The following is a 16,694-nucleotide window of genomic DNA, read 5'->3' as shown; positions in this document are numbered from 1 at the left end:
TCAGTTCGTTCAGTTCGTTCGGTATCCAGATCGAATTCTGGCCGAAAACGGCCTTGCCCGATCAATCGGTTTGCATATGCTCGGAAATGGCGCGGGCCGTGCGTAGCGTCCCGTCGATGAATTGGCTTTCGCGGCCGATGGCGCGGGTGGACGGCGCCATCAGCGTGATCGACGCGCTGCTGCCTGCGCTGCGTCCGCTGCGATGAAATATCGGGGCACTCACGCCCCACACACCCGGGTCGACTTCGCTGTCGCTGACGGCATAGCCTTGGGCCCGAATCTGTTCGAGTTCGGCTTCCATCGCAGCGCGGCCAGCAGGGTCGCTGTCGAACACGCTATCGAGGACTTCAGTGCGCGCCTTGTCGGCCATGAACGCCAGTAGCGATTTCGCGGAGGCGCCTGCTTTCAGCGGCACGGCGCGGCCTTTTTCGAACGAGCAGCGCAACGAGTGCTGGCTGTCGACCATTTCCAGGCACATCACCTGATGCTTGACCGCGACCACCAGCCCGATGCTTTCCTGCGACGCGCGCGCCAGTTGCTGCATCTCCGCACGGCTCGCTTCGACGAGCAGCGAATTCACATCGAAACCCAGTGCGAGTTGCAGGCTGATCGGACCCGGCGCGTAATAGCCCGCGTTTTCGGCGACGAAACCCCAACGCTTGAGCAAGGCGATCTGGCGATACAGCGTGCTTTGCGCGAGACCGGTGACAGCGAGCAGATCTTTGACCGACATGGCCTTGCCATGACTGGCGAGTGCCGCCAGCACCAGCAATACTCGTTCAGCCCCTGTTACACCCTGTTCCGCGTTCACGATGAATCTATCCACAATGAATAATGGAATCAGAATGCCAGAGTATTCTCAGGTTTCAAAAATCGAATTCCCGTTGAATGGGAATGCATGGAGAGGGTTTTCCCCAAAAACGGGATAAAAGAGCGTGTCGTGGCGGATACGCGGCACGTTGATGGAAATCGTCTGACCACGAAGTGGCTTGTTGAAGGGTGACAGTGGCAGAAAGCGGCGGGTTAAAGCTGGGGGCAAAAGCGACGGCTCAAAGCGCGAGCACCGTCACCCCCACCTCCGCCCGATGCGCCCCCCCCAGGATCATCCCGCGCAGCAGAGACACTTCGCTGTAATCCCGCCCGATCGCGAGCGTCACATGGTCCGTATCGGCGAGCACGTCATTGGTGGGTCGAGATCGATCCAGCCACTGCCGGACCGATAGTCTTAACTCTTTCGTAAGACGCGTTCCTGCTGCGCGCAAACAGAAGGATGAATCCACCAGAGCCTTAGTCCTGCTCAATTTGATTGGGAGAAATCTTAGAAATTAATCTTCCACGTAAGATTTTATCGGAATTCTGGAAGCCATCCCGAAATCTTTGCAAAAAATGACACTGCGATTCTGATTTTTATAATATTTTATTCATAAAACTACGGTTGATTGAGAAAGACAGGCACGCGGCATCGACTCGCGGAGCTGCATTTCACGATCATGCTTCACATGACATGATTCGAATATTTATTCTCGCTTCTACGTTTAAGTTTTTTGTATATTTGATCGCCATTTTTTCAAACTTAAATAAATATATGCCCACCGTGAGTTTACCCAAGGCTTTCTTGATTCTGCTAAACGGAACAGACTATCAGATTGGAGAGGGTCATAGATGGAAAAGAGGTATCCTGAGTGTGGCTGTCGCTCTAGCGGTGACATTCCCGCTCTTTAATTTATTACATAGTCAATTTTACACGGGGGCGGTCCCACCGGAAGCGCCTGTTGTTCGAAGCGTCGGAAATTTTACAAGTGGAATTTATAATCGACGATCGATTAATAGACAATATTCCATCGATTTTCATTCTAACGATGGGAAAATTTACAATTTAATAGATAGTGATTTGGATGTTGAGAGAATTGGACAGGCTAATTCAGGACTAAATTTTTACGTGGAAGGTTTTCTACTCCAAGACGGTCGCGGTTTTTTTTGGCCCACGCTCATAAGTGAACGAGACGGACATGTACTGCTTAGCCGGGATAAGTCCAATCAAAGCCTTAATAAAAACAGGGATCCATTCGGTAAAATATTGCTGTGGGAATATGGATTGATTCTCCCCTTATTGCTTATCTCCCTTTCGAACGCAATCAAGATCAGAAATAAACTTTCTAGAGGTAGTTAAATGAAAACGCAAAGCTTTATTGAATCCATTGGCGATTGAATCCATTGGCGATGTCGTCGCCTATATTACCGGCTCGTCTGTCAGCGCGGCCGATGCGACTAATTCCGCTCAGCAAGCGGTCGCCGAGCAGGCTACGTCAAAAAAAGTCATCGCTACCGCTGGAGCCGCGAATGATCTGCTCGGTGTAGTCGCGGGAGGAATGGAGCAAACCTTGCAGCAGTTCTCGCCGACCTCCGAGGAGGCCGCCAAATTGTTAGGTAAAGCCGGGGCCACAACCTCGGTGTTCGGCCTCAGCCTGGCAGCGCTTCCCATTGTCAATAAGGTGTTGGGCGGTGAGGGTGGGAAAATTACTTCCGGTGAGTTAGATGCGCTTTCTGGCGCCGCTCTATTGGCGGGTGCAGTGATGTTGCCGGAAGTAGCCGTGACTCTTACAGTCATCGGGTCGCTCATGGTCGCGGCATCGATATTTGATACAAACCCGAACAATACGTTGTCGAACGCTATAACCCAGATAAAGAACCTAATTCAGCCTTACTACAGTCAACTCGCCCCATCCGATCAGGCCGCTTTCACAAGTGCAATGTCGGATGCAATGCAGTCCACGCTATCCGGCGGCATGCTTGTGCCACAAGTGAACGACGCAGGCTGGATCACCGGATACACGGCTGAAAAACCAACGAGCGTCAACTCGGATGGCAACGGGACCCAATACACGTTCGCGTCTGGCGTTACTTATATCGCAGGAACAGTAACAGACGACGATCCGTTGACGAACTCGTCGAGCGGCGCGACCAAGGACGTTTGGACGATTCCTGAAACGGGCAAGAATAGCCCGCTGACGCTCGACATCCATCAGGACGGCAGTTACTCAAATAGCTTTACAGATTCTGACGGAAATCGCGTCACCGAAATCTACATCACCGGTTCCTCTACAACCTACTCGGTAGCCGCGATGACTGGCGACTATCAGTTCATCTATGTTGGCGGAACCGACGATCAGGTCACCATCCACGGCGATAACAACCTGGTGTCTCTCGCCGACGGTAACCACGCCATCTTCGATGGCGCTAACAACATTGTCCACGCTGGCGCTGGTACCACTGTTCAGTTCGGCTCAGCCGACGGCAACACAATTTACAACGACGTCACCGGCGAAACGCTCACCGTTTCCGGCGGAAGTATCAACGTCACCGGCGCTCTAAACGGTGGCTGCGGTGGCGAGGAAGTCACGCTTGGTACATCCAATCACATTGCGATCAACACCGACGGCTCGAAGACGCTAACGCTGAGATATGATGGAAATGACCGCGTCTACCACCGAACCTATAACGCCGCCGGCGTGCAAACGGAGGTGCTCGTCATCAGCCCGGACGGTTCATATGCAGACAATCTTTACGATCCGGTAACAGGTCTCCAGACAAGGATGACGACAGCAGCTAGCGACGGGACCGGTCTGGTCATGAAATTTAACGCCGCCCAGCAACTCATCGAGCAGGACTACATTCGATCAGGCGGCGTGGGTACCCAATTTATAAAAGACCCAGCTACGGGGCAAACCACGGCAATCAATTCGCTCAGTGGTGCTCTGCTAGACGCGCTGCATTACGATCCAGCCACAGACGCTGTCACCTGGACTTCGCGCACCTTCGCTTCGGTGCGCTCGACAGCCCCTGCTTATGCCGAGGCTGATCATCAGGCGGTGCAACTGGTTCAGGCGATGGCCGCATACGCGCCGGAGCCGTCGGCGTCGACAAGCCTTACTGCCGTCCCGCCCGAGAATTCGCAGCTCTTGCTGGCTGCTTCTACGCACTAACTATCCGACATAACGATTCAGGCGCTGCTGCTTCCGAAAGCCATGAGGAAGCGGCGGCCTTGGGCATGCATCGATCGGCCATGAGGCAGGAGCATTCGAAAGCGGAACGAGAGATCGGTTAGCCGCCGGCCGCGTTCACACGTTTCAGATAGCCACCGCATCACTGCACGTTCATCCGCGCTTTATAAAGTTAAACGATGGGATTCGAAGAGCAATCTGCTCACCTGGAAGACGCCGGTCTGGCGGCACTGGTCGTCATTGCACGCCTTCACGGTATTGCCACCGACGCTTCGCAACTAAAGCATGCAGCCGCGACGGACGGACGCGCATTTTCCGAAGCGCAGTTGGTGCTGTCCGCACGCGCAATCGGTTTGAAAGCCAGCGCCGTGAAGCTTGCAGCGGAACGGCTGGCAAAAACACCGTTTCCCGCGCTCGCGTTGGACCGCACTGGCCGCCACTTCATTCTCGCGGGCTCAGACGGAGAGACGGCGCTGGTGTTGGAACCCGGCATGCAGGCGCCGCGCACAAAGCCTGTGAGCGAAGTCATGGAGCGCGCCACGGGCCGCATGCTGCTGTTCACTTCCCGTGCATCTCTTGCCGGCAACCTGGCCCGCTTCGACTTCTCGTGGTTCATTCCTGCCGTTGTAAAGTACCGCCGACTGCTTCTCGAAGTCTTACTTGTTTCGGTGGTACTACAGATATTCGGGTTGGTCTCGCCGCTGATGTTCCAGGTGGTGATGGACAAAGTACTCGTCAACAGAGCGTACAGCACGCTAAATGTGGTTTGCGTGGCGCTGCTTGTCAGCTCTGTATTCGAAGTGCTGCTCACGGGCTCACGAAACTACGTCTTCTCGCACACGACCAATCGAATCGATGTTGAACTCGGCGCACGACTCTTCCGCCATCTGCTGGCATTGCCACTTGCGTACTTCGAAGCGAGGCGCGTGGGTGACACCGTCGCACGCGTGCGCGAGCTTGAAAGCATCCGCAGCTTTCTCACGGGCCAGGCATTAACGGCTTTCATCGACCTGATCTTCTCGGTGATCTTCCTCGGCGTGATGTGTATCTACAGCGTCTGGCTGACACTGATTGTCGCGATCTCGCTCCCCGTTTATGCCGCTATCTCCATGACACTGAATCCGCTTCTACGGGAGCGGCTGAATCACAAATTTGCGCGTGGCGCCGACAACCAGTCGTTTCTGGTCGAAGCCGTGTCCGGTGTGCAGACGGTCAAGGCAATGGCGATCGAGCCGCAGTTCACCCGCCGCTGGGACAATCAGCTCGCGACCTATGTCACAGCGAGCTTTCGAGTCAATTCTCTCGGCAACATAGGACAGCAACTCATCCAATTGGTGGGAAAGCTCGTCACGCTAGCGACGTTGTTCTTTGGTGCGAAGCTAGTAATCGACGGCAAGCTGACCGTTGGCCAATTGATCGCCTTCAACATGATGTCCCAACGCGTCAGTGCGCCGGTATTGAGGCTGGCCCAAGTCTGGCAGGATTTTCAACAGATCGGCATTTCGATGCAACGCCTGGGCGACATCCTCAACACGCGCACGGAACTGCCGCAAAACCGTCAGGCGCTGCTTGCAGTGAAAGGAGACGTTAGCTTCGAGAACGTGCGCTTCCGTTACCGAGCGGACAGTCAGCCGGCTCTCAATGGAGTCGGCCTGACGATTCCGGCGGGAGAAATTGTCGGCATCGTCGGCCGGTCTGGATCGGGGAAAAGCACGCTGACCAAACTGCTACAGCGTCTGTATGTTCCCGAGAGCGGACGCGTGCGCATCGACGGAATCGATCTCGCGCTGGCCGATCCGGCGTGGTTACGGCGGCAGATCGGTGTGGTGCTGCAGGAGAACCTGCTTTTCAATCGCTCGATTCGCGAGAACATCGCCGTGACCGATCCGGGCGCATCGTTCGACGTGGTGATCCATGCCGCAACGCTAGCTGGCGCGCACGACTTCATTTCGGAGCTGCCTGAGGGCTACGACACGGTAGTAGGCGAACATGGCTCCTCGCTGTCGGGCGGACAGCGACAGCGTATCGCTATCGCGCGTGCGCTCGTGACGAACCCGCGCATCCTGATTTTTGACGAAGCAACCAGCGCGCTCGACTTCGAGACCGAACGGGTGATCCAGAACAACATGCGTGCGATGTGTCACGGTCGCACGGTCATCATCATTGCGCACCGATTGAGCGCAGTGCGTCATGCTCACCAGATCATCGCGATGGACAAAGGCGGGATTGTCGAGCGCGGCAGCCACGGCCAGTTGCTGGAGAAGAACGGCTACTACGCGCACCTCGTCTCTTTGCAAAACACCTGATGACCACGCATTTCCTGAAATTGCGCGCCATTGCTGATCTATGCAGGCGCTACGGCGCGACGTTCCGTTCGGTATGGGCGATCCGCGATCAACTCGATACGCCGGAGCGTACGGCACAGGAACTGCAATTCCTGCCCGCGAATCTCGAACTGATCGAAACGCCATCGCACCCTGCGCCACGGTGGACGATGCGTGTCATTGTCGCCCTTGGCGTCCTTATCTTGCTGATTGTTGTATTCGGCAAGCTGGATATTGTTGCAACCGCAAAAGGCAAACTGATTCCTGGCGAACGCGTGAAAACTGTTCAGCCGGCTATCACGGGAGTCGTGCGACAGATTCTGATTCGTGACGGTGGGCGTGTGACGCAAGGACAGGCGCTGCTGGTTCTCGACACGACCCAGGCCGCTGCCGATGCACATAAGGCGCGCTCAGCACGAATTGACGCCGCTCTGTCAGCCGAACGTGCGCGGGCGCTTCTGGCGGCGCTAAAAACGGGGCGAGCCCCGGCGCTCTCGATAGTGGATGACGCTTCGCATACGCAGCAGGATGAAGCACAACGCTTTGCTGAAGGACTGTATCGGGAATACGCCGACAGGATCACCGTATCGCGGGCGGAGCTTCTGAAGCGCGAAGCCGAGCTGGCAACCACCCAGCAGCAAGTGGCAAAGTTGCGCGCAACCGCACCGCTTGCACGTAGTGAAGCCAACGACTACAAGACACTTGCGCGTGACAAGTACGTGGCACAACACGATTATTTTGGCAAGGAGCAGACCGCGCTTGAGCAGGAGCATGAACTCGCCGCCCAGCAAAGCCATGTACGCGAACTCACTGCGGGCATAGCCGAACAACGTGCGACGATCGAACAGACAACCTCTCAATTCTCGCGCGAACAACTCGACGCACTGAATAAGTCGACCGAGCAATTCGCGCAGAACAGCGACGACGAGACCAAGGCGACGACGCGTCAAGGTTTGCTGACACTCTACGCACCCGTCGCCGGTACGGTCCAGCAGTTGTCCGTCCATACGCTTGGCGGAGTAGTCACCACGGCTCAGGTGCTGATGGAAGTGGTGCCCGACGACGCGGTGGAGGTCGAAGCCAACGTCGAGAACAAGGATGTGGGTTTCGTCAACGTCGGGCAGGACGCCATCGTCAAGATCGACGCTTTCCCGTACACCCGTTACGGCTATCTGACAGGCAAAGTGATTTCCGTCTCGAACAATGCTGCGCCGGCAAAAGACAGAAAGCAGGGGTTGACCTTTACGACGAGAGTAAGCCTTCCGACCAACCAGATACGAGTCAACGACAAGTCGATCAATCTGACACCCGGCATGGAAGTGACCGCCGAAATCAGAACCGGTCGACGCAGTGTCGCCAGCTATTTTCTCGATCCGCTGATGGAGACCGTCGGGGAGAGCATGCGTGAGCGTTGATCGCCGGGTTGGTAAACCTTTCCGAATGCAACTGCGGCCGCGCTGGCTTCCGGGTTTCGTGAATAGTGGCACATCACACCTCGTTCGTGCCGTACGGCTGTTGCCATTGCTGTTGGTGGGAGCGCCGAGCGTAGCGATGGCTCTGGATGTGTTCAGAACTGGCAATGCCGTTTCCGATACGCCAGCCGCAGCGTTTGTCGCTTCGAATGCCGGTTCACCCTGTGCGTTCGGTGCGCCGGGAGAGCCACTGCGCCTTGACGAGGCTGTGAATCGCGCGTTGTGCAATAACCCTAAAACACGCGAAGCGTGGGCGAATGTCAAGGTACAGGCCGCTGGCGTCGGCGCGGCAAAGGCCGCGTATTTGCCCAACGTTTCCGCCACATGGCAGGAAGTGCGCGACGACTCGGCCACCGATGTTACGGGTTACCCGCGCCTCAGTTCAGCGAACCGCTCAACGGTTCACTCCGGGTCGATCTCACTCAACTGGGTGTTGTACGATTTCGGTGGCAGAAAGGCTGCGCTACGTAATGCGCAGGCGCTGTTTGTCGCCGCTCGCGCTAGCCAGGATGCTACGCTGCAAGCCGCGTTTTCCACGGTGGCGTCAGATTACTATTCGGCACAAGCAGCCGCAGGCAAGCTGACGGCAGCGCAGGAAACGGAACGCATTGCGCGCGACAGCTTTGTGGCCGCGTCCGCGCGCGTAGGTCATGGCGTCGCGGCAATTTCCGACCAGTTGCAGGCTCAGACCTCATACGCGCAGGCAACTTTCAACAGGGCAAAGGCCGCGGGCGATCTGCAAACAGCGCTCGGCACACTCGCGTCCGATATGGGCATGAATCCCGCTCAATCCATTGTCGTGCCTACGGTAGACGATGGCGTTGTACCTGACAGGGATTTCACCGAATCGGTCGCAGAGATGATCGTCAATGCGCAACGCTCGCATCCAGAGGTCGCGGCTGCAAAGGCCAAACTGGAAGCAGCGATGGCGAAGGAACAGCAGACGCGATCTCAAGGTCTGCCGAACTTCAGCTTTGTTACGAAGTACAGCCAGAACAACCAGCCGGCCAGCCTGGGCCTCGGTGAGCCGCAATTTCCCGCGACCGGACATGACTGGTACTTCGGTGTTCAGGTGCAGATTCCATTGTTCGAAGGTTTCGGCAGGACGTATCAGGTCCGGCAGGCGCATGCTCAGGTCGAGGTGCAGCAATACGTGCTCGACGAAGCGCGGCAGCAGGTTGGGCTCGATGTCTGGAAAAGCTATCAGGCGCTGCAAACTGACGTCGAGAACGTGGGGAATACTGCGGCGCTGCTGCAGATCGCCCAGCGTTCCTTCGATGCCGCGAAGCACCGATATGCTGCTGGCGTCGGTAATATTCTCGAATTGCTCAACGCCCAGTCGTCGTTGTCGGACGCCACCCGTCAGCGTATCCAGGCCTTGACGGATTGGCGGGCGGCGAGGCTCGATCTCGCCGCGAAGTTGGGACGTCTGAACACCGGGAAAATCCAAATGGGAAGCCGCTAAATTGCAGATAGTCGCGAGGAAATCTGCAACTTTCCGAGGGCAGTTCAGAGCAGAACAGGCCAAAAACTCAAAGCGCCAACACCGTCACGCCCACCTCCACCCGATGCGCCCCGCCCCCGAGGATCATTCCGCGCAGCAAGGACACATCGCTGTAATCACGCCCGATCGCGAGCGTCACGTGGTCCATATCGGCGAGCACGTCATTGGTGGGATCGAGATCGATCCAGCCAGTGCCCGGGCAATACACCGACACCCACGCATGCGAGGCGTCCGCACCGATCAAACGCGGCTGCCCAGGTGGCGGGTCGTTGCGCAGATAACCGCTCACGTAGCGCGCCGGCAAACCCAGCGAACGCAAACAGCCGATCATCACCTGCGCGAAGTCCTGGCATACCCCGCTCTTCAGTTCGAAAGCGCGCTCGGCGGGGGTGTCGAACATGGTCGCCGAGGGTTTATATGCGAAGTCTTCGTGAATCCGGTGCATCAGATCGATCGCTCCCGCCACGATCGGCGTGCCAGGAGGAAAGCTCGGTAGCGCATAAGCGCGCAATGAAGGCCGCGGCACGATGTTCGGCGACGCAAAGCAGAATTCCACCTCAGGCCGGAACTCGCCGCCGACCCAGAAACGCAGCGCGTCCGCCACCTCTTCCCATTCGGGCGTTTCATCGGGGTCGAGGTCGGTCCAGCGCGGCGTCAACGCCACCGTGGTTTCGCTGACGAGTTGCAGGCGCTCGTGCGGGGTGTCGAGAGCGAAGTACAGGACGTCGTTGCCGAATGCATCGATACGGCTATTCAGATACGAAGGCTTCGGTTCGATCTTTTCGCTGTGCGAGACCACACGCTGCCACGAACAGGCGATCGGCCGGATCGTCGCGAGATGCTGCGCGGTCTCCACATACGTGGAGTAGTGGTAGGTCGTTCGATGCGAGACGGACAACACGGTCGGCATGGTCTTCATGACCACACCTGCGATGCCACCGTACTGGCATGACTGAAATAGCGCGCGCTGATCTCATGTGCCGCCGCGCCGACATAACCGCCAATCTGATCGCACACCGCAATCAGGTCGGCGTAGGAATCGTTTTCGTCGATTGCGCACAACGATTCGAGCGCCGGCAACGCATCGGCCGGCGGCATCAATTCCGCAAACGGACGATGTCGCATGCTGCCCGCGGCTGCGGAGATCTCGTCGATCTTTTTGCGCAGGCGCTCATAGACACCATAGACGCCGCGCGGATTAGTAGGCTCGATCACCAGCAGGTCGAGCAAAGCCGGCACTTCGAAACGGCCCGGATACAGTGAGCGATACGTCAGCGTGCTGTCGAACAATTGCAGCAGCAGATCGAACCCGGCCGGCGTCGCGAGCTGGCCTTTATCGGCGACCACGCGCAGGAGCGACGTCATCGCCGACACCCGCTCGATGTGCCGCCCGACGAATAGCAGACGCCATGCTTCGTCGCGCGTCATGCGGTCGCCCTGTGCGCCGCTGATAGCCGACAACTGCACCGACAGACGTTCGAGCGCGGTCGTCAGCGTCACACGGTCATAACGGTCGTAGCGTTCACTGCGCCCGGCGCGGCCGTTGCCATTCGCGCCGCCCTGCGATGAACCGCTACCACTACCATTGCCACCGCCATTACCGTTAGGACTCGCAGCCGGCATCAACGTCTGCAAAGCATCGCGGAAGTCGTTGCGCGCCGCGAGAATCGTGCGCCAGTGATCGTTTGACAGACGCCCACGCACTTCACCGTTCGCACGCGCCTGATAGTTGAGATTCTGGCCGATGCTCGCGGCGCCGGTGCTCTCGCTCAGATTCGCGACCAGCGCGCGCTCGAATGCTTGCGGCGAATGGGGCGAGAACATATCGCCGGATTGTACGAGACCACAATGCATGGCGAGCTCGACCAGCGTGGGGAACATCACGTCGGCGTCGTTGCCTTCGAGCGAGCCGAGAATCAGGCGCAACAGCCGCACGTTGTTTTCGGCGCGTTCGCCGTAACGTCCGGCCCAGAACAGATTTTCCGCCGCCCGGCTCGACACGGTGCGATGCTTGCGCGCGAGGTCGGCGGGTTGCATCGGCGAAGGCAGCAGCGTAAAGGTCGACGTCGGCTGACTCGACAGCACCCACGTATCGACGCTGCTGCCGCCGTATTGCATCGACACTGTCGCCTGACGCTCGGCGGCCATCCGCGTGAAGCCGCCGGGCATCACATGCCAGCCGCCGTTGAAGTCGGCAATCGCGTAGACACGCAGTACCGACGGACGGCGGCCAATCGTGCCGTCTTCGTAACGCGGCGTGCAGGAAAAGCGCTGCGGCTGCTGGATCGTATAGGTGTCGGGCATCGCTTCGATGCGTTCGCGCCATGTCGACAACCGCTGTCTGCCCTGTTCGATCCCGGGCGGCGCATCGCGTGGCGCGACCGGCCAGGTCGGCACGATGAACGCTTCGTCCAGACGCCCGAACGCGTGGACGCGCGCCGCCTTTTCGCCGCACCACCAGGTCGCCACGCTCGGCAGCACGAGGTCTTCGTCGAGCAGAACTTCGGCGATACCCGGCAGGAAGCCATGCAAGGCCGGCGATTCGACAAAGCCCGAACCCGGCACGTTCGACACGATCACATTGCCCGCGCGCATCACCTGCAATAGGCCCGGCACGCCGATGCTCGAATCCGCGCGCAGTTCGACCGGATCGCAGAAGGCATCATCCAGACGGCGCAGCACGACGTGTACGCGCTCGAGACCGGCGAGCGTCTTCAGATAGAGCATGTCGTCACGCACGGTCAGGTCCTTGCCTTCGACCAGCGTGACGCCGAGATAGCGCGCGAGAAACACGTGCTCGAAGTAAGTCTCGCTAAACGGCCCGGGCGTGAGCAACGCGATATGCGGCGAACCGTCGGCCCCCGAACTGTCGTGCTGCATCGTGGCCTGTGCGGCCTGCACGAGCGTCGCGATGAGTTGCGAATAAGTCGGCGCGAGGCGGCTCACGCGCATTGCGCGAAACGGTTCGGCGAATAGCGTCGACACAATCAGCCGGTTTTCCAGTGCATAACCCAGCCCGGATGGCGCCTCGGTGCGGTGCGCCATGACGGTCCAGTTGCCACTGGGCGTACGCGCCAGATCGACGGCAACCACCTGCAGATATTGCCCGCCAGGCGGCGTGAAGCCCTTCACGGAGCGCAGATAACCCGGATGCCCGAACACCAGCGCAGGCGGCAACTGCCCGCGCTCGAGCAAGGTTTGCGGTCCATAAATATCGGCGACGATCGCATTGAGCAGATGCGCGCGCTGCGTCACGCCACGCTCGATATGCGCCCACTCGGCCTCGCTGATCAGGAACGGCAGCAGGTCGAGTGCCCACGGCCGCGGCTCGCCGTTATCCGCGTAGACGTTGTAGCTGATGTCGTTGTCGCGGATCTGCTGCGCGATCGACGCGTAGTGATCCTCCAATCGCGCGATGCCGTCTTCGCCGAGCCGCTCGAAGAATTGCCGCCACGGCTCGCGTAACGCGCCTGAGGCGTCGCGTAACTCGTCCCAATGTCCTTCGTAGGCCGGCAACAGCCGCAATAAGGACGAAGCGTCCGCGCGCGCGGCGGACGTTTCGAAGGGAAAAGTCGATTGAAAGGCCAAGGTCGTGTCGTTCTTAAAAGTGTGCCGCCGCTTTTCAGTCTACCAGGTTACCAGTAGCGCAGGTCCAACGTAAACGGAAACTCGAGGCTGCGCCGCGGCATGTCGACCGTGAGCGGCCCCGGCGTATGACCGGATGCGAAGAAGCGTGCGCGCCGCCGGCTTTCTGCCTCGTAGGCGTTGACCGGGAAGGTCTGATAGTTGCGCCCGCCCGGATGTGCGACATGATACTGGCATCCGCCGACCGAGCGGCCCGTCCACGTGTCCACCAGGTCGAAGGTGAGCGGCGCATCCACGCCGATGGTCGGGTGCAGTGCCGATGGTTGCGACCACGCGCGAAAGCGCACGCCGGCCACATATTCGCTGACGCGGCCAGTCGGTTGCAACGGCACCGGCACGCCATTCACGGTCAGCACATGACGGTTGTCGTTCAAACCGAGCGCGCGCACTTCAAGCCTTTCCACCGACGAATCCACATACCGCACCGTGCCGCCCGGCGAGCCCTCCTCGCCCATCACGTGCCAGGGTTCGAGCGCGCTGCGAATGGTCAGCGAGACGCCGTTCACCGTGGTCTCGCCGACCAGCGGGAAGCGGAATTCGAAGTGCGGCGCGAACCAGCTACTCTCGAAGGCGAAGCCCGCCTGATTGAGTTCGCCGAGCACGTCGTCGAAATCCATTTTCGCGAAGGTGCCGAGCAGGAAGCGGTCATGCAGTTCCGTGCCCCAACGCGTGAGCCGCTGCGTGTACGGCGTATGCCAGAAGCGCGCCACCAGCGCGCGCAGCAACAACTGCTGCACGAGGCTCATGCGCGCATGCGGCGGCATTTCGAAGCCGCGCAATTCGAGCAGGCCGAGGCGGCCCGTCGGACCATCCGGCGAATAGAGTTTGTCGATGCAAAATTCGGCGCGGTGCGTGTTGCCCGTCACATCGATCAGGATGTTGCGTAACGAGCGGTCGATCATCCACGCCGGCAGATTCGCGCTTTCGCGGCCGCCGAGCAGATCGATCTGCCGCTGCAATTCGCGGAACGCCACTTCGAGTTCATACACCTGGTCGTTGCGTGCTTCATCGACACGCGGCGCCTGGCTCGTCGGCCCGATAAACAGCCCGGAAAACAGATACGACAGCGACGGATGGTTGTGCCAATACGCGATCAGACTCGCCAGCAGATCGGGACGGCGCAGGAAAGGACTATCGGCAGGCGTCGCGCCGCCGAGCACGAAGTGATTGCCGCCGCCGGTCCCCGTATGCCGGCCGTCGGTCATGAACTTCTCGCTGCTCAGATAGCTTTCCGCCGCGGACCGATACAGATACTCCGTGTTGTCGACCAGTTGCTCCCAGCTCGAAGCCGGATGAATGTTCACCTCGATCACACCCGGGTCCGGCGTCACCTGCAGGATTTTCAGGCGGGCATCGCGCGGCGGCGGATAGCCTTCGAGCACCACCTTCATCTGCAACTCGGCCGCCGTCGCTTCGATCGCCGCGAGCAGATCGAGGTAGTCGTCGAGTTCGGTGAGCGGCGGCATGAACACATGCAGCAGCGAGCGGCCACTGCCGAACGCTTCGGTTTCCGCCTTCGGACCGGCGGCACGTTTCGGGTCGCGCGCTTCGACGCAGATTGCCGTACGCAACGTCTCTTTCGACGACTGCCCGCGCGCCGGCGCCTGCTGATCGCCCGGCTGAAGCGCCAGATCCAGCACTCCGCTGCCCGGCATGCCGCTCAACAAATCCGCCGCTGACGACGACAACGCTGCCGCACGCCGCGCGTCGGCGGCGGTCAAGGTGCGCTGTTCGCCGTCGTATTGCATGCGCAATTGCGCGGCCGTGCGCAACGCCACCGGCGGCGCAAACGGATCGTGCGCGTGCTGATACGGATAGTCGGTCTTCGACACCCACGGCAGCGAATCGAGCGGCAAGCGATAACCCATCGGCGAGTCGCCGGGAATCAGGAACATGCGTTCGTCACGGAAGAACCAGCGGCCGCTGACCCACTTCGGCGCCTCGTTCGGCACGTCGCGTTCTCGCGCGAGCGGCAAGACAAAACCGGTCGCGCCGCCCAGGCCCGCATCGAACACGCGCCGCAGACGCACGCGCTCCAGCTCGTCGTCCAGACGCGCATCGAGCGGATCGACGTTGACCGGCAGACGGCGCTCGCGCCACAGGTAGTACCAGACATCCTCGAAGCCGGGCTGGATGCAGTCGGTATCGAGCGCCAGCCTGGTCGCCAGATGCGAGAGGAAACGTTGGGCGTCGTCGGCCGTGTAGGTGCCCGGCTCGCGCTCGTCGGCGAAGAGCGTGGGGTCTTGCCAGCACGGCTCGCCATCGGCGCGCCAGTAGAGCGACATGGCCCAGCGGGGCAACTGTTCGCCCGGATACCACTTGCCCTGGCCGATGTGCAGAAAGCCGTTTGCGCCGTAGCGCGAGCGCAGCTTGTCCATCAGCGCGACCGCATAGCCGCGTTTGGTGGGGCCGAGCGCGTCGGTGTTCCATTCGGCGGCGTCGCGATCGCGCACCGACACGAAGGTCGGCTCGCCGCCCATCGTCAGGCGCACGTCCATCTCGGTGAGGCGCTGGTCCACCTGCTCGCCCATTTTAACGACGTCGTTCCACACTTCTTCGGTGAAGGGCTTGGTGACGCGCGGCGTCTCCAGTACCCGCTCGATCGACATGGTGTGCTCGAACTCGACTTCGGATTCGTCGACTGCACCGGAGATCGGGGCCGCACTGCCGGGTTCCGGCGTGCAGGCAACCGGGATGTGACCCTCCCCGGCGAGCAGGCCGGAGGTCGGATCGAAGCCGATCCAGCCCGCGCCCGGCAGGTACACCTCACACCAGGCATGCAGGTCGGTGAAGTCGACCTCAGTGCCGCTCGGGCCGTCGATCGATTTGACGTCGGGCGCGAGTTGCAGCAGGTAGCCGGACACAAAGCGCGCCGCCAGCCCCAGTTGCCGGAGCGTCTCGACCAGCAGCCAGCCCGAATCGCGGCACGAGCCCGCGGCGCTCACCAGCGTTTCCTCGGGCGTCTGCACGCCGGGCTCCATGCGGATCAGGTAGCGGATCTCGCGTTGCAGCCGCTGATTCAATGCGACGAGGAAGTCGGCGGTGACCATCGGCGTGCGGTCGATACTCGCGACGAACTCGGCAAAGCGCGGCGTCATCGCCCGCTTGACGAGGTACGGCGCGAGTTCGAGCGCGAGGCCAGGCGCATAGTCGAACGGAAACTTCTCCGCAGACGGTTCGAGAAAGAAGTCGAACGGGTTGTAGACCGCCATCTCGGCGACCAGATCCACGGTCACCTTGAATTCGCGTGTCTTCTCGGGGAATACGAGACGCGCCTGATAGTTGGCAAACGCGTCCTGCTGCCAGTTGATGAAGTGTTCGACCGGTTCGACCCGCATCGAATAAGACAGAATGGGGGTCCGGCAATGCGGCGCAGGCCTGAGACGCACGACCTGGGGCGACAGCGCAACCAGCCTGTCGTAGCGGTAATGTGTGACATGATTCAACGCGACGCGTATGGACACACCGGACTCCTGGACAAAGGATGGCAGCCCGCCAAAAAGCAAGCTTCATGCCGTTAATCGAAAAACCGCGGGAACTGCCCGCCCCGCCCGGATTGCCGCCTGCTGCGAAGTTTGCCGCGTCTGCCGACCGTCCGGTCGATCGAACCGCGCGCCGTTCCACTGCCTTTTCGGATGCCGCGCACCAAAGCGGCGCAGCGCCGATGCACGATCATGCACGTAATGTGCGTTAAACCAGTGACGTCTGGCAAATGCGGCATGAAGATTGCGCGTGGTCTCCTTCTTTC

Annotated in this window: 9 protein-coding genes and 1 pseudogene; 5 read left to right on the top strand and 5 right to left on the bottom strand. The window is 59.9% G+C overall.

The annotated features are described in order from the left end of the window. Positions 1–61: 61 nt before the first annotated feature. Together PQQ52_RS13750 and PQQ52_RS13745 are read right to left on the bottom strand one after the other, a co-directional pair. A complete protein-coding gene (locus PQQ52_RS13750; RefSeq protein ID WP_408211776.1) occupies positions 62–811 on the bottom strand; it encodes an IclR family transcriptional regulator in 750 nt (249 codons plus the stop codon). A gap of 238 nt (positions 812–1,049) precedes the next feature. Continuing rightward, positions 1,050–1,213: pseudogene (locus PQQ52_RS13745) on the bottom strand (transglutaminase family protein); the annotation flags it as partial. A 222-nt stretch (positions 1,214–1,435) separates the two neighbouring features. Between PQQ52_RS13745 and PQQ52_RS13740 the strand changes: the two are divergent. The 5 genes from PQQ52_RS13740 to PQQ52_RS13720 all read left to right on the top strand — a co-directional run bounded on the left by PQQ52_RS13740 (position 1,436) and on the right by PQQ52_RS13720 (position 9,262). Further along, a complete protein-coding gene (locus PQQ52_RS13740) occupies positions 1,436–2,170 on the top strand; it encodes a hypothetical protein (protein ID WP_408211773.1) in 735 nt (244 codons plus the stop codon). A 19-nt stretch (positions 2,171–2,189) separates the two neighbouring features. Further along, complete coding sequence (locus tag PQQ52_RS13735; RefSeq protein WP_408211770.1) at positions 2,190–3,983, top strand: hypothetical protein; 1,794 nt, start codon at positions 2,190–2,192, stop codon at positions 3,981–3,983. A gap of 197 nt (positions 3,984–4,180) precedes the next feature. Beyond that, on the top strand, positions 4,181–6,307 hold the full coding sequence (locus tag PQQ52_RS13730) for a type I secretion system permease/ATPase (protein ID WP_408211767.1): 2,127 nt from the start codon (positions 4,181–4,183) through the stop codon (positions 6,305–6,307). After that, complete coding sequence (locus PQQ52_RS13725) at positions 6,307–7,740, top strand: HlyD family type I secretion periplasmic adaptor subunit (RefSeq protein ID WP_408211764.1); 1,434 nt, start codon at positions 6,307–6,309, stop codon at positions 7,738–7,740. The genes PQQ52_RS13730 and PQQ52_RS13725 overlap by 1 nt, the downstream gene beginning before the upstream one ends. A gap of 136 nt (positions 7,741–7,876) precedes the next feature. Then, positions 7,877–9,262, top strand: a complete 1,386-nt coding sequence (locus PQQ52_RS13720) for a TolC family protein (protein ID WP_408211761.1) — start codon at positions 7,877–7,879, stop codon at positions 9,260–9,262. Between the two features lie 67 nt (positions 9,263–9,329). Here PQQ52_RS13720 and PQQ52_RS13715 read toward each other — a convergent pair whose 3' ends face one another. Genes PQQ52_RS13715 through PQQ52_RS13705 form a run of 3 tightly spaced genes read right to left on the bottom strand, consistent with a single transcriptional unit; the run spans position 9,330 to position 16,410 of the window. Beyond that, on the bottom strand, positions 9,330–10,220 hold the full coding sequence (locus tag PQQ52_RS13715; protein WP_408211758.1) for a transglutaminase family protein: 891 nt from the start codon (positions 10,218–10,220) through the stop codon (positions 9,330–9,332). Continuing rightward, positions 10,217–12,889, bottom strand: coding sequence for a circularly permuted type 2 ATP-grasp protein (locus PQQ52_RS13710; RefSeq protein WP_408211756.1), 2,673 nt, complete (start codon positions 12,887–12,889; stop codon positions 10,217–10,219). Before PQQ52_RS13710 ends, PQQ52_RS13715 begins: the two co-directional genes overlap by 4 nt. Before the next feature lie 47 nt (positions 12,890–12,936). Then, on the bottom strand, positions 12,937–16,410 hold the full coding sequence (locus tag PQQ52_RS13705; RefSeq protein ID WP_408211753.1) for a transglutaminase family protein: 3,474 nt from the start codon (positions 16,408–16,410) through the stop codon (positions 12,937–12,939). Positions 16,411–16,694: the final 284 nt, after the last annotated feature.

This window comes from Paraburkholderia sediminicola (assembly GCF_046030555.1).
Lineage (GTDB): Bacteria > Pseudomonadota > Gammaproteobacteria > Burkholderiales > Burkholderiaceae > Paraburkholderia > Paraburkholderia sediminicola_E.
Note: the sequence above shows the minus strand (reverse complement) of the source record. Positions and strands in the feature narration are given on the sequence as shown.

What these genes read in the sequence shown, in the direction of transcription:
- PQQ52_RS13730 (WP_408211767.1), top strand. Translation starts at nt 4,181, where the DNA reads ATGGGATTCGAAGAGCAATCTGCTCACCTGGAAGACGCCGGTCTGGCG.
- PQQ52_RS13725 (WP_408211764.1), top strand. Translation starts at nt 6,307, where the DNA reads ATGACCACGCATTTCCTGAAATTGCGCGCCATTGCTGATCTATGCAGG.
- PQQ52_RS13720 (WP_408211761.1), top strand. Translation starts at nt 7,877, where the DNA reads ATGGCTCTGGATGTGTTCAGAACTGGCAATGCCGTTTCCGATACGCCA.
- PQQ52_RS13715 (WP_408211758.1), bottom strand. Translation starts at nt 10,220, where the DNA reads ATGAAGACCATGCCGACCGTGTTGTCCGTCTCGCATCGAACGACCTAC.